Origin of the sequence: Lacticaseibacillus suibinensis, assembly GCF_003946175.1 — a bacterium.
GTDB classification, from domain to species: domain Bacteria; phylum Bacillota; class Bacilli; order Lactobacillales; family Lactobacillaceae; genus Lacticaseibacillus; species Lacticaseibacillus suibinensis.
Genome location: NZ_RHOK01000010.1, coordinates 70,832 through 85,118, shown reverse-complemented (window position 1 = coordinate 85,118; position 14,287 = coordinate 70,832). Strand labels below are relative to the sequence as shown.

The following is a 14,287-nucleotide window of genomic DNA, read 5'->3' as shown; positions in this document are numbered from 1 at the left end:
TAGTTAGAAGGAAAATTATGCGCGAACAAATGCTTTACGATACGGACCGCTACCAGCTACGCGATTATATTATTGAGCGGCTGAACGAAGTCACAATGGCCAACCGGGACGCGGTGCCTGGTGGGGTAGTGTTCTTCGGGGATTCCTTGACTCAGTTCATGGATCTCAAGCGCTTCTATCCTGAATACAAAAATGCTTATAACTGCGGCATTGCTGGGATTACGTCGGATATGTTGCTGCACTTTATCGATGAAGGGGTACTCAAATACCGGCCCAGCACCGTGTTTCTGATGGTGGGGACCAATGACTTAGGCAATACTACGATGACCAGTCCCCGGCAGATTGCCCTGAACGTGAAGGAGATTATTGAGATTATTCACAATAATCTACCTGATTGCCGCATTAATTTGCTGAGCTGTATTCCTTGTGATGAAGCCATTCAAAGCTACATGGCCAAAGGCACCACGCTCAGACGCAATGACACGCTGCGCATGGTCTTTGCGGAATACCAGCGCGTCATTCCGTATTCATACGTCCACATGATTGATATGTTTGATGCCTTGTATGACGAAAATGGGCACCTTGATACCAGTGCTTTCAAAGACGGCTTGCATGTCAATGATGCCGGCTACGAAAAGCTCGTTGCCGCTGTGAAACGGCAGTTATAACCAGAGAAAGTCGCATCCTGTAGGTGCGACTTTTTTGCTAGCTTGAAGAGGGTTGGTATCAATGACACGCCCGGCATGTTACAATGGAGCGAGAAAGAAGGGATACGATGGCGGAATCATTGAACCTCGTTGTGATCACAGGGATGTCTGGGGCCGGCAAGACGGTCGCCATGCAATCATTCGAAGACCTCGGCTATTTTTGTGTCGATAATATGCCCCCGGCTTTGCTGCCCAAGTTTTGGGAACTGGTGAAGGAAAGTGGCAAGATTACCAAAATCGCCTTGGTCATTGACCTGCGGAGTCATGCCTTTTACGATCAAATCAACGATATGTTGGCCAGCTTGGACAATACGGCGTTTGTCACCACCAAAATTCTCTTTTTGGACGCCACTGATGCGGAGCTCGTTTCCCGTTACAAGGAAACGCGGCGCAGCCACCCCTTGGCCCAAGAAGGCCGCTTGATGGATGGCATTCGCAAGGAGCGGGCGCTCTTGACCGAGCTACGTAATCGCGCGCAAGTGGTGATTGATACCACCAATCTCAGTCCGCGGCAGTTGCGGGAGAAACTGTTCGTCACCTTCAAATCGGCCAATCATCCGACCTTCCACTTGGAAGTGATGTCCTTTGGCTTCAAGTACGGCCTGCCGATTGACGCTGATATCGTGATGGATGTGCGCTTTTTGCCTAATCCTTATTACGTGCAAGCTTTCCGCAATCGCGATGGCCGCGATCAGGATGTTTACGATTACGTGATGGATAACAAAGCGGCCGAAGACTTTTATCAAAAATTCTATGGCATGCTGGCGTCCATCATGCCGCAATATCAAGAAGAAGGTAAAAGCTCCGTCACGATTGCGATTGGTTGCACCGGCGGCCAGCATCGCAGCGTGGCCTTTGCTGAGCGCATCGGCAAAGCCTTCAAGGCGGATTATCCGGTGGATATCACGCACCGGGATGTCAATAAACGGAAAGCGACGGTGAATCGCTCATGACCATGACTGAAACCAAAACCATTCGGGTCATTCGCGGCCGGCGCCCGAAAGTCGTCGTCATTGGCGGCGGCACGGGCTTGCCAGTGATTGTGAAGAGTTTACGCGAGCAAAATGCCGATGTCACCGCGGTAGTCACCGTGGCGGATGACGGCGGCTCTAGCGGCGTGATTCGCAACTACATCAACGTGGTGCCGCCTGGTGATATCCGCAATGTCCTGGTGGCGTTGTCGGATTTGCCCGAGCTAGAAAAAAGCGTATTCCAATACCGCTTTGACACCAGTGATGCCTTTTTTGCCGGGCATGCGATTGGTAATCTGATTATTGCGGCGTTGTCCGAAATGCGCGGCGGCATTTTCCAGGCGGTGCAATCTCTGTCCGCCATGATGAAAGTCGATGGCCATGTCTATCCGGCCAGCGACCGGCCACTGACACTGAACGCGGAATTTACCGATGGTACGACCTTGGCCGGCGAAGCGGAGATTACCGCGGCCGGCAAACATATCAAGCGGGTCTGGGTCACCGACAGCAACGGTGAGGTCAAGCCGCAAGCGGTGGATGAAGTCGTGCAAGCAATTTTGGCCGCCGACGTGGTGGTGATGGGGCCAGGGAGCCTCTTCACCAGTGTTTTGCCGAACCTGATGATTGAAAACCTCGGGCAAGCGGTGCTGAAAACCCAGGCCGAAGTGATTTATGTCGTCAACATCATGACCCAAAAAGGGGAAACTGAACGCTTCACCGATGCGGATCATGTCCGGGTGCTGAACGCACATCTCGGCGCCAATTTTGTCGACACGGTGTTGGTCAACATTGCGCCGGTGCCGAGTCACTACCTCGATCAACAAAAGTACAACGAAATTCTCGTGCCAGTGCGGCCTGATTACGCCGGTTTGCGCGCCATGGGGTGCCGCGTGATTTCCGCTGACTTCCTGAAGTTGCGCGATCACGGGGTGTTCCATGATGGCGATAAAGTCGCCTCGGAAATTTTGAACCTCGCTTTTCAGGTGGGGACGATGAAGAAACGAAAGCGGTGAGAACATGGCCAGTTATGCCAGTACGGTCAAAAAAGAATTAACCCAGCTGGAGGTGCATCCAGAGCATGCTAAGGCCGAGCTGTCGGCGCTGATTCGCATGAACGGTTCGCTGGCCATTCAGGCGCATGAATTCGTGCTGAACGTCCAAACCGAAAACCCGGCGATTGCGCGGCGTATTTATAAGTTGATTAATCAAGTCTATCACCGCGAAGCTGCGCTGGTGGTGCGGCGCAAGATGAAGCTCAAGAAGAATAATCAGTACATCGTGCGCTTGGTCTCAGGTGTCAATGAAGTCCTGCAGGATCTCGACATTCTCGATCCCGCGGATATGGCGATCAGCACCGCTGTGTCGCCCAAGGTGCTGAATGAGCCGCAGCGCGAACGGTCTTACTTGCGGGGCGCCTTTTTGGCTGGCGGCTCGGTGAATAGTCCGGAAACGTCACGCTACCATTTGGAAATCTATTCCCTGTACAAAGACCATAATGATGGCGTGCTTAAGATGATGAATGATTTTGGCCTGAATGCCCGCACCGTCGAGCGCCGTAGCGGCTGGATTGTGTATTTGAAGGAAGCCGAGAAGATTGCCGATTTTCTGCAGGTGATTGGCGCCACCAATGCGATGCTGAAATTTGAGGATGTGCGGATTGTCCGCGACATGCGCAATTCCGTTAACCGTCTGGTGAACTGCGAAACCGCCAATATGAACAAAACCATTGATGCGGCGCAGCGGCAGATTGAAAATATCAACTACTTGCACGACCATGGCATGTTCGACAGTTTGCCCGCGAAGTTGCGGGAAATTGCTGAGCTGCGCCTGGCGCATCCTGATGTATCGCTGAAGGAGCTTGGAACCATGGTGCCAAGCGGGCCAATCTCAAAGTCAGGGATTAACCACCGCCTGCGTAAGCTCAATGAAATCGCTGAAGGCACTCGGCAACCGGCAAGTAACTAACGGCGCATTCTGGCCGCATTGCTCAATTAATCGCTTCTGCCCCTTGCTTTTTAAGAGGCAGTCACGTATCATAATTGAGTACTTGCGCGGTTAGTGTAATGGATCGCACGTGAGATTCCGGTTCTCGAAATCCGGGTTCGACTCCCGGGCTGCGCAGCATGATCAACGAAACGTCCAGTGATGGGCGTTTTTGTTTTCCCTAAGTTAATCGGTGATAAGCGCAAGCCCGATATTTTCGCGTTGCGCTATGCTAAACTAGAGCCAAGCAAAGGCAAAGAAAAGATTTGACCTTCTTTGACTTTAGCTTTATACTTAGCACTGTACTTTTAAGAGTGCTAAAACTCGCGATGAGGAGGTTCCAATATGTTAGTTCCGACAGTTGTTGAACAAACCAGCCGCGGCGAGCGTGCCTATGACATTTACTCCCGCCTGTTAAAAGACCGGATTATCATGCTGTCCGGGGAGATTAATGACCAAGTGGCCAACTCGATCATTGCCCAACTCCTATTTTTGGACGCGCAAGACCCTGACAAAGACATTTACCTCTACATCAATAGCCCAGGTGGTGTGATCACCTCTGGTCTGGCGATGCTGGACACCATGAACCTGATTCACGCCGACGTGCAAACCATTGCCATCGGGATGGCGGCTTCCATGGCTTCCGTACTGTTAGCCGGCGGGAAGAAAGGCAAGCGCTTTGCGCTGCCTAACTCCGAAATCCTGATTCACCAGCCATCCGGCGGTGCGCAGGGCCAGCAAACTGAAATCGAAATTGCGGCGGAAGAAATCTTGAAAGCTCGCAAGAAGCTGAACAAGATTCTCTCTGACGCCACCGGTCAAACCGAAGCGAAGATCAAGAAGGACACCGAACGGGACAACTACCTGAGCGCTCAAGAAGCGAAGGATTATGGCCTGATTGATGACATTCTGACCTCTAAGGCCGACCAAAAGTAACATCGATACCAACCAAAAATCGCCGGTCCGTTGCGAAAGCAACAGGCTGGCGATTTTTTTGTGCGCTCGTTTAGTTCAGAGACTCATCTGGAATGGCAGATAGGTTGCCGTCCACGCGGTCGACGCTCTCTTTAATCGCCACATAAGATTCTTCTGGCAGATTGAGTAGGGTCATGCAGGAGCCGACGTGTTCGTAAATGTCATCACGCATCATCTCGGCTTTCTCGGTCAAGCTGACATCAACGCGGCGTTCATCAACGGTGGAGCGCTTGCGGGAAATCCAGCCGTCTTTTTCCATCCGCTTCATTAGTGGGGTCAAAGTGCCGGAGTCCAGATCCAACGCCTTGCCGACTTCCTTGACCGACATGGTGCCGTGCTCATAAAGTGACAGCAGGGTGATGTATTGTGGATAGGTCAGTTTGTACTTGGCCAGCGCCTGTGCGTAGAAATGATTGAACTGTTTTTGGGCTTTATAGATTGAAAAGCAAAGTTGCTCGTTCAAACGAATTGGTTTTGTCATAATCTTGCCTCCAGATTTGCGGCCATCGCATTTGTCGAGATTATTGTACACGATTGAATGGAGCAATGGAAGTTTTAATTACTGGTGATGCCGGTGTGAGGGCTGCGCCTGATCGGATGAAAATCCCGTGAGAATAAAGCCGAATATGGGCTCCCAAAATTGGTCGCCACAATGCACCGCAACCGATTTCAATCCGAAAATAGTCATGGGACCGCCGTGTAATCTTCCATAATTTGAACCTTTTGGGGAGATTGGGCATTTTGCTTGCTTGCTTTTCGAGCAGTGGCTATAATAGAAGTCGTTGGTAAGGAAAAACAGGTCGCACTGGGGTTCCTAATTTTTTTACAAGTGCTGGGTCGTAATGTGACACAGCGGGACACGGTGAGACCCACAAGAAGGATAATGACCTATGCATTCTGAATTCGCCTGGATCGAAGCAATCGCGCCAGACCTCATGGGCGTGATTACGAAACGTTATCAGATCCTTCAGTTCATCAGCTGGATGGCACCGGTTGGTCGGCGTTCACTCGCCGAGCAGATGAAGATTTCAGAACGGGTGCTGCGAACCGAGACCGACTTTCTGCGCAAGCAGGGGCTGATCAAAAGCTCCAAATCTGGGATGGTCCTTACCAGCCAAGGCATTGAAGTCTTTGAAGGGCTCGAGCAGTTTATGAATCGCCTGCTTGGGTTCAAAGAAGACGAGAAGCGCTTGGCGGACAAGCTGGGCATTGACCATTGTCTCATTGTTAACGGCGATGCCGATCAAAGCAGCCGGGTGTTGGACGAAATGGGCAAAGAGCTCAACCAAACCTTGCAGCTGGTGCTACCGGCTGGCCGGCTGACGGTCGCTGTCATGGGCGGCACCACGATGGCGCGGGTCGCCCAACAGATGACCTACAAGTTGTCGGCGGGCCGAGAGTTGACCTTTGTGCCAGCCCGCGGCGGGGTCGGTGAGGCGGTGGCCATTCAAGCTAATTCCGTCGCCGCCAGCATGGCAGAAGCAACAGATAGTAAGTATCGGGTGCTTTACATTCCTGAAAATGTCAGCGCCGAAACTTACCAGCCGCTGCTCAAAGAGCCATCGGTGCAAGAAGTGCTTCAATTAATTGACAATGCTCAGGTTGTGATTCATAGTATAGGGGATGCCTTGGTCATGGCCAAGCGTCGTTCCATGGCTCCAGCCACCATTGCCAAGCTGGTCGATAAACATGCCGTTTCAGAAACTTTCGGTACGTTCTTCGATGAAGCCGGGCAAGTCATTTACAAGATCCCAAGAATCGGGTTACAGATTCCGGATCTTGATCATATCCCATATGTGTTCGCCGTCGCCGGAGGCAAATCCAAAGCCCAAGCGATTGCGGCCTATATGAAAAATGCACCGAGTCGGACGTGGCTCATCACGGACGTCGGTGCCTCAAATGCGATTTTAACTGGGGAAACCCGTTAGAATAAAACTCTTATTTCCTAAAGGAGGAAATTTTAGCATGACTGTTAAAATTGGTATCAATGGTTTTGGCCGTATCGGTCGTTTGGCTTTCCGCCGCATCTTCGAATTGGGCGCCAAGAGTGACGACATCGAAGTTGTCGCAATCAACGATCTGACCAGCCCAGCGATGTTGGCTCACCTGCTGAAGTATGATTCCACACACGGCACTTTCCCTGGTGAAGTCAGCGCTACCGACAACGGTATCGTTGTTAACGGCAAGGAATACCGCGTTTACGCAGAACCACAAGCACAGAACATTCCTTGGGTTAAGAACGACGGTGTTCAATATGTCCTCGAATGTACTGGTTTCTACACCTCTGCTGAAAAAGCTCAGGCTCACTTGGATGCCGGTGCAGAACGTGTTCTGATCTCCGCTCCTGCCGGCAAGATCCGTACGATCGTTTACAACGTTAACGACAACGAATTGACTGCTGACGACAAGATCGTTTCCGCTGGTTCTTGCACGACCAACTGCTTGGCACCAATGGCTTACTTCCTGAACAAGGAATTCGGCATCGAAGTTGGTACCATGACCACGGTTCACGCTTACACCTCCACTCAGATGCTGTTGGACGGCCCAGTTCGCGGCGGCAACATGCGCGCTGCTCGCTCTGCTGCGGTTAACACCATTCCTCACAGCACCGGTGCTGCTAAGGCTATCGGTATCGTTATCCCAGAACTGAACGGCAAGCTGCAGGGCCACGCACAGCGTGTATCTGTTGTCGACGGTTCTTTGACCGAATTGGTTTCCATCTTGAAGACCAAGAACGTTACGGCTGACCAAGTTAACGAAGCCATCAAGAAGCACACTGAAGGCAACGAAAGCTTCGGCTACAACGCTGACGAAGTTGTTTCCTCAGACATCATCGGCACCACTTACGGTTCAATCTTCGACCCAACCCAGACCGAAGTTACAACCGCCGGTGACTACCAACTGGTTAAGACGGTTGCTTGGTACGACAACGAATATGGCTTCACTTGCCAAATGATTCGTACCCTGCTGAAGTTTGCTACCCTCTAATTCGTTGGAGTAAGCTCATTTCAACCGTTTGATGAAGAGGGCGGAGGGAGTAACTCCCTCCGCCCTTTTTTCAAGGCTCCGGTTCACAGGCGTGGACTGGGCTTGCCGTGGCGGCAGCAATGCCGCTAGGGCAAACCTAGTCCGCGTTTGGCCGGGCTTTAAGTAGACATCCATTTTTAGGAGGGTTTTATTCAATGGCTAAATTGATCGTTTCTGATTTAGACGTTAAGGACAAAAAAGTCCTCATCCGGGTCGACTTCAATGTGCCGATCAAGGATGGCGTTATCGGTGATGACAACCGGATCGTGGCAGCTTTGCCAACCATCCAGTATGTAATCGACCATGGTGGCAAGGCCATCTTGCTGTCACACTTGGGCCGCGTGAAGACTGAAGAAGACAAGGCTAAGTTGAGCCTGCGTCCAGTCGCAGAACGCCTGTCCGAATTGCTGAAGAAGCCGGTGACCTTCGTTCCCGCTACGCGCGGTCCAGAACTGGAAGACGCCATCAACAAGATGAACGACGGCGATGTTCTGGTCATGGAGAACACCCGGTTCGAAGACTTAGATGGCAAAAAGGAATCCGGCAACGACCCAGAATTGGGCAAGTACTGGGCTTCCTTGGGCGACCTGTATGTTAACGATGCTTTCGGCACCGCACACCGGGCCCATGCTTCTAACGTCGGCATTGCTTCCAACATGAAGCAAGCCGCTGCTGGCTTCTTGATGGAAAAGGAAATCAAGTTCTTAGGCGACGCGGTTCAAAATCCAAAGCGCCCATTCGTTGCTATCTTAGGTGGCGCGAAGGTTTCCGACAAGATCGGTGTGATCCGCAACTTGGTACCAAAGGCTGACAAGATTATTGTCGGTGGTGGTATGACTTACACGTTCTACGCTGCTAAGGGTCTGTCAATCGGTAAGTCCTTGGTTGAAAAGGACAAGATTGAACTGGCTAAGCAGATCATGGACGAAGCCGGCGACAAGCTGCTTTTGCCGGTCGACAACGTGGTTGCCACCGAATTCTCCAATGACGCCCCACACAAGGTCGTCGAAGGTGCGATTCCTGATGGCTACATGGCGCTTGATATCGGCCCGAAGTCGGTTGAAGACATCAAGGCTGCTTTGAAGGGTGCCAAGACGGTGGTTTGGAACGGGCCAATGGGCGTGTTCGAAATGCCTAACTACGCCAAGGGTACGCTGGAAGTTGGCGAAGCGCTGGGTGCCTTGAAGGACGCTACCACCATTATCGGCGGCGGCGACTCCACTGCGGCTGCTAAGCAGCTCGGCATCGCGCCTCAGATCACCCACATCTCCACTGGTGGTGGTGCAAGTCTTGAATACCTTGAAGGTAAGACTTTGCCAGGGATCGCTGCGATTTCCGAGAAGTAATCACTGCGTTTGGAAAGGAAGTTTGTAATGCGTACACCAATTATTGCCGGGAACTGGAAAATGAACAAGAACCCGGAAGAAACCCAAGCCTTCTTAGATGGCGTTAAGGGCAAGTTGCCAGAATCCAGCAAGGTGCAAACCGTCATTGCCGCACCGGCAATCGATTTGTCCACCTTGGTGGCTGGCGCTAAAGGCACCCCGCTGCAGACCGCAGCTGAAAACAGCTACTTCGAAGACGAAGGCGCCTTTACCGGTGAAACCTCACCCAAAGCTCTTAAGGAAATGGGTCTGGACTATGTCGTGATTGGCCACAGCGAACGCCGCGGCTACTTCTACGAAACCGACGAAGACATTAACAAAAAGGCTCACGCTATTTTCAACAATGGCCTGCTGCCAATCATCTGCTGCGGCGAAAGCTTGGCTCAGCGTGAAGCTGGCCAGACTGAAGACTGGGTGGCTTCCCAAGTTGAAGCTGCGCTGGCCGGCCTGTCTGCAGACCAAGTTAAAGTCGCTGTGATTGCCTACGAACCAATCTGGGCCATCGGCACCGGCAAGACGGCTACGGCTGATCAGGCGCAAGCCGTGGTTGCGCACATCCGCGCGACGGTCGCTAAGTTGTATGATGCTGATGTGGCTGACGCTGTTCGCATTCTCTACGGCGGTTCCGTTAAGCCTGCTAACGTCAAGGAATTGATGGCTAAGCCTGATATCGATGGCGGCTTGGTCGGCGGTGCTTCCATGGATCCAGAAAGCTTCATTGCCTTGGCTAACTACCAAGACTAGTCACGCCTGCGTGATGAACGTCAATTAAAAAAAGTGCCTTCGGGCAAAAATAAAGGAGAAGACATATGTCTATCATTACAGATGTTTTGGCTCGCGAAGTCTTAGACTCTCGCGGCAACCCGACTGTTGAAGTTGAACTGTACACCGAAGATGGCGGTTTCGGCCGTGCTTTGGTGCCATCAGGTGCTTCCACTGGTGAACACGAAGCCGTTGAACTGCGTGACGGCGACAAGTCCCGCTTTGGCGGCAAAGGTGTTTTGAAGGCCGTTGCTAACGTCAATGACGTGATTGCCAAGTCCGTTATCGGTTTGGACGCAACTGAACAACGCCTGATCGACAAGACCATGATCGACTTGGACGGCACCCCGAACAAGGGCAAGCTTGGTGCCAACGCCATCTTGGGTGTTTCCTTGGCTGCAGCCCGTGCTGCTGCTTCCGAAGTTGGTCTGCCATTGTACCAATACCTTGGCGGTCCTAACGCTCATGTGCTGCCAACACCAATGATGAACGTCCTCAATGGTGGCGCGCACTCCACGAACACCGTTGACTTCCAGGAATTCATGATCATGCCAGTTGGCGCCAAGTCCATGCGCGAAGCAATCCGCATGGGTTCTGAAACCTTCCATGCTTTGCAGGCACTCTTGAAGGAAAAGGGCGACATCACTGCTGTCGGCGACGAAGGCGGCTTTGCCCCTAACTTGAAGGATAACGAAGAAGCCTTCGAATTCTTGGTTGAAGCCATCACCAAAGCCGGCTACAAGCCTGGCGAAGATGTTGCCATCGCCTTTGACGTTGCTTCCTCAGAGTTCTACGATGCTGAAAGCAAGAAGTACACCCTGAAGTGGTCCGATCCTGACACGTCATACACCACCGACGAATTCATCGACCTGATCGCTGGCTTCGTTGACAAGTACCCGATCGTTTCGATTGAAGACCCAATCGACGAAAACGACTGGGAAGGCTGGCAGAAGATCACGGCCAAGTTGGGCGACAAAGTTCAACTGGTCGGCGATGACCTGTTCGTTACCAACACCGATTACCTGAAGAAGGGGATCGACATGGGCGTTGCGAACTCCATCTTGATCAAGCTTAACCAAATCGGTACTTTGACCGAAACCTTCGAAGCCATCGAAATGGCTAAGGAAGCCGGCTACACCGCCGTTGTTTCCCACCGTTCTGGTGAAACCGAAGACACCACGATTGCTGACCTCGTTGTTGCAACGAACGCCGGCGAAATCAAGACTGGTTCCATGAGCCGGACCGACCGGATTGCAAAGTACAACCAGTTGATGCGGATCGAAGACGAACTTGGCACTTCTGCTGCGTACAAGGGCCGCAAGTCCTTCTACAACGTTAAAGCCATCGACTAATTCGTCATTGAAGCGTCTTACCTGCGGGTGAGGCGCTTTTTTTGTGGGCTGTAGGGCGGCCTTTCCGGTTCAAAGCCCAAAAATTCACAAAAAATTCACAATTTTCGTCCATGCTTAAGAGACTAGTGTTTTCAGAAAGGCGGAAAGATCGTGGACGAAAAGCAACGGGAGCAGAGCCCTTGGCGGCGGAACCTCTCTGTTTTGTGGGGCTGCACGTTTGTGGCGGGGATTGCGTTTTCAGAAATTACGCCATTTATGTCCCTATACGTTGCCCAATTGGGGGACTTTACCAAAAATCAGATTTCCTTTTACTCAGGGGTGGTTTATGCGGCGACCTTTTTTGTGACGGCGATTGTGTCGCCGATTTGGGGCGCCTTAGCCGATCGCAAAGGGCGGAAAATCATGCTGATTCGAGCCAGTCTCGGCATGGCAGGGGCGATGTTTTTGATGGGTCTGGTCACAAATGTTTGGCAGCTCATTGCCTTGCGGGCGCTGCAGGGGTTGTTTTCTGGGTTCGTGTCTAATGCCCAGGCGCTGATTGCCTCGCAGGCCCCCCGTAAAAATGCCGGCAAAGCCTTGGGCACTTTGGTCACCGGCTCGACCTCCGGCATGCTGATGGGGCCGGTGATTGGTGGGGTCTTGGCCCAGCTGGTTTCCATTCGCGTGACCTTCTTTATCACGGCGGGCTTGCTTCTGCTGGCAGGCATTATTTCAGGGTTATTTGTCACCGAAGCCTTTGTGCCGGTGGAACGGAAGAAAGATGGGAAAAGCGGTTTGGCCGGTTTGCTCGGTCAGTTCCGCGATCCGCGGTTGATCATTGTGCTGCTCCTGTCCACCATGTTTGTGCAGTTGGGGAATGCCTCAATTGCGCCGATCATCAGTTTGTACGTCAAGGAACTGATGCATAGCCAGGGCCTGTATGCTTTGGTGGCTGGCATCATCGCCGCCTTGCCAGGGATTTCTAACATCCTGTCGGCGCCACGGCTAGGGGCTTACGGCGACCGCCATGGTTCAGGCCGCGTGCTGGTGGCAGGGTACTTGTTTGCGGTGCTGGTCTACTTGCCGCAAGGCTTTGTGACCTCAGTCGTCGTGCTTGGTGGGTTACGCCTTTTGGTCGGCATTTCCGATGGCGCCTTGTTCCCCACGATTCAAACCTTGCTCACGAAAAACTCGCCTTCCAGTGCCACCAGTGCGATTTTCTCCTGGAACCAGTCTTTCCAGGCGCTAGGCAATATGTTTGGTGCGCTGCTTGGCGGGACGTTGGCCGGGTTGTTCGACTACAATGTGGTGTTCATTACCACGGCTTTGCTGCTGCTGATTAACTTTGCGATGCTGTGGTTCACCGAACCCTCGCTGCGGCATCAAAACGCATAGGAGGCTTTACTTCGCGGCAGCGAGGTGAAGCTTTTTTTGCGGGTGAGTAGCGGTGTATACTAAGCAAGGAAACAGAGTTGGGGAGGTTAGGTTGTGCTTGAGGCAATACGTCAACATTTAGATCCTACGCGCCTGCGCTTTGTGGGCTTGGGCCTGCTGGTCGGGGTGCTGACCGGCGGCGTGGTGGCCACTTTTCGCTGGGCGATTGAACATATTTTGCAGCTGATGCAGCAGCTTTATCGCCAGCCGACCAGCGGCAAACTGCTGCTGATCGGGCTGGCGAGCATTGTGCTCGGGGTTATCGTCGCGCGGCTGCTGAAAAGCGAGCCAAATATTGCTGGCTCTGGGATTCCCCAGGTCGAAGGTCAGCTGGCCGGGGAGATGGACTTCAACTGGTGGTCGATTCTCTGGAAAAAGTTTGTGGCCGGGATTTTGAGTATCGGCCCGGGGCTGTTTCTGGGCCGAGAAGGGCCTTCGATTCAGCTTGGCGCGGCAGTCGGGCAAGGTGTGGCCCATGGCTTCAAGCGCAGCGGCAGTGATCGGCGCATCATGATTGCGGCCGGCGCGGCCGGCGGTTTAGCGGCGGCATTTAATGCGCCGATCGCGGGCACGATGTTCGTGCTGGAAGAGGTGTATCACAACTTCAGTCCGCTAGTTTGGCTCACCAGTTTGGCCAGCGCAGTCGGCGCGAACTTCATCTCGCTGAATGTGTTTGGTGAGGTGCCGGTGCTGCATCTGGTGTATAATCGGCCCCTGCCGCTGGCGCTGTATTGGCATTTGCTACTGTTGGGTGTCCTGCTGGGGTTGTTGGGCTTTTTATATCAACAGGTGCTGCTAGCGATGCCCAAGCTGTATCGGTTCACCAAGATTCCGCGGGCGTACCAGGGTCTGGTGCCGTTTTTGCTCGTGATTCCCATTGGGGTCGTCGCCCCGAACATTTTGGGTGGGGGCAATGGCCTCATCACTGGCTTTAACCATGCCATTCCCACACTGGGCATTTTGGTTGCCATTTTCGCTGTGCGCTTCATTTTCTCGATGGTGTCTTATGGCTCCGGCTTGCCGGGTGGGATTTTCTTACCGATTCTGTCTCTAGGGGCGGTGATTGGGGCGGTGTACGCCGTGTTCATGGCCAATGTTGGGCTATTGCCACAAGAGTATGTCATGAATCTGATCATCTTTGCCATGGCGGGGTATTTCGCTGGGATTGGGAAAGCCCCCTTCACCGCCATTTTGCTCATCACCGAAATGGTCGGTAACTTAACCAACCTGATGGCAATGGCGGTGCTGGCGCTGGTGGCTTATCTGGTGGTCGATTTGCTGGGCGGGGCGCCGATTTACGAATCGTTACTGCGCAGGATGACCGTGCCGAAGCAAATCGAATCGATTCATCGCATGGATCGCCTTGAGCTGCCGATTTACGAAGGCGGTGTGCTGGAGGGGATGCAGGTGCGTGATTTTGCCTGGCCGAAGCAGACGCTGTTGATGTCGATTCGTCGCGGAGAAAACACGATTATTCCCCATGGCGATACCGTGATTCATGCCGGTGATACCTTGGTGCTTTTGACCGATAGTCAAAAACGGACCCAGGTGCGCCAGCAGATTGAAAAGTTGGCGGCGAAGCTTTCCACCCAAGAGGAAAAATCCGGCCAAGAATAGCGGCGGTGCCGCGGCGTTTTTCCTTGTGATGACTAGCCTTGACGGGTGGTTTGTGATAACCTAATGCTAGTAACTTTATGCAAGGGAGGGAAAAA

The 14,287-nt window shown here is 52.7% G+C and carries 13 protein-coding genes and 1 tRNA gene; 13 read left to right on the top strand and 1 reads right to left on the bottom strand.

Features of this window, described 5'->3' with window-relative positions:
- Positions 1-17 precede the first annotated feature (17 nt).
- The 6 genes from EKM90_RS06695 (at position 18) to clpP (ending at position 4,597) form a co-directional block, all read left to right on the top strand.
- Positions 18-668, top strand: coding sequence for an SGNH/GDSL hydrolase family protein (locus EKM90_RS06695; RefSeq protein ID WP_125580950.1), 651 nt, complete (start codon positions 18-20; stop codon positions 666-668).
- 107 nt (positions 669-775) lie between these two features.
- Entirely contained in the window at positions 776-1,660 is an 885-nt protein-coding gene (gene rapZ, locus EKM90_RS06690; protein WP_125580948.1) for an RNase adapter RapZ, read from the top strand.
- A 2-nt stretch (positions 1,661-1,662) separates the two neighbouring features.
- Positions 1,663-2,691 (top strand): gluconeogenesis factor YvcK family protein, encoded by a 1,029-nt coding sequence (locus EKM90_RS06685; protein ID WP_373301019.1) that lies wholly within the window; start codon positions 1,663-1,665, stop codon positions 2,689-2,691.
- A 4-nt stretch (positions 2,692-2,695) separates the two neighbouring features.
- Entirely contained in the window at positions 2,696-3,643 is a 948-nt protein-coding gene (whiA, locus tag EKM90_RS06680; RefSeq protein WP_125580944.1) for a DNA-binding protein WhiA, read from the top strand.
- 84 nt (positions 3,644-3,727) lie between these two features.
- A tRNA-Arg gene (locus EKM90_RS06675) sits at positions 3,728-3,799 on the top strand.
- Between the two features lie 207 nt (positions 3,800-4,006).
- A complete protein-coding gene (gene clpP, locus EKM90_RS06670; RefSeq protein WP_125580942.1) occupies positions 4,007-4,597 on the top strand; it encodes an ATP-dependent Clp endopeptidase proteolytic subunit ClpP in 591 nt (196 codons plus the stop codon).
- Between the two features lie 70 nt (positions 4,598-4,667).
- Here clpP and EKM90_RS06665 read toward each other — a convergent pair whose 3' ends face one another.
- Positions 4,668-5,117, bottom strand: coding sequence for a MarR family winged helix-turn-helix transcriptional regulator (locus EKM90_RS06665; RefSeq protein ID WP_125580940.1), 450 nt, complete (start codon positions 5,115-5,117; stop codon positions 4,668-4,670).
- Between the two features lie 409 nt (positions 5,118-5,526).
- On the opposite strand from EKM90_RS06665, the gene EKM90_RS06660 reads away from it, so the two are divergent.
- The 7 genes from EKM90_RS06660 to EKM90_RS06630 all read left to right on the top strand — a co-directional run bounded on the left by EKM90_RS06660 (position 5,527) and on the right by EKM90_RS06630 (position 14,192).
- A complete protein-coding gene (locus EKM90_RS06660; protein WP_125580938.1) occupies positions 5,527-6,564 on the top strand; it encodes a sugar-binding transcriptional regulator in 1,038 nt (345 codons plus the stop codon).
- Between the two features lie 37 nt (positions 6,565-6,601).
- Complete coding sequence (gene gap / locus EKM90_RS06655; RefSeq protein ID WP_125580936.1) at positions 6,602-7,624, top strand: type I glyceraldehyde-3-phosphate dehydrogenase; 1,023 nt, start codon at positions 6,602-6,604, stop codon at positions 7,622-7,624.
- 194 nt (positions 7,625-7,818) lie between these two features.
- The gene (locus tag EKM90_RS06650; protein ID WP_125580934.1) at positions 7,819-9,009 is read left to right on the top strand and encodes a phosphoglycerate kinase; all 1,191 of its coding nucleotides are present in this window, start codon (positions 7,819-7,821) and stop codon (positions 9,007-9,009) included.
- Between the two features lie 27 nt (positions 9,010-9,036).
- A complete protein-coding gene (tpiA, locus tag EKM90_RS06645) occupies positions 9,037-9,792 on the top strand; it encodes a triose-phosphate isomerase (RefSeq protein ID WP_125580932.1) in 756 nt (251 codons plus the stop codon).
- A 65-nt stretch (positions 9,793-9,857) separates the two neighbouring features.
- The gene (gene eno / locus EKM90_RS06640) at positions 9,858-11,162 is read left to right on the top strand and encodes a phosphopyruvate hydratase (RefSeq protein WP_125580930.1); all 1,305 of its coding nucleotides are present in this window, start codon (positions 9,858-9,860) and stop codon (positions 11,160-11,162) included.
- 150 nt (positions 11,163-11,312) lie between these two features.
- On the top strand, positions 11,313-12,536 hold the full coding sequence (locus EKM90_RS06635; protein WP_125580928.1) for an MFS transporter: 1,224 nt from the start codon (positions 11,313-11,315) through the stop codon (positions 12,534-12,536).
- 93 nt (positions 12,537-12,629) lie between these two features.
- Entirely contained in the window at positions 12,630-14,192 is a 1,563-nt protein-coding gene (locus EKM90_RS06630; protein ID WP_125580926.1) for a ClC family H(+)/Cl(-) exchange transporter, read from the top strand.
- Positions 14,193-14,287 lie beyond the last annotated feature (95 nt).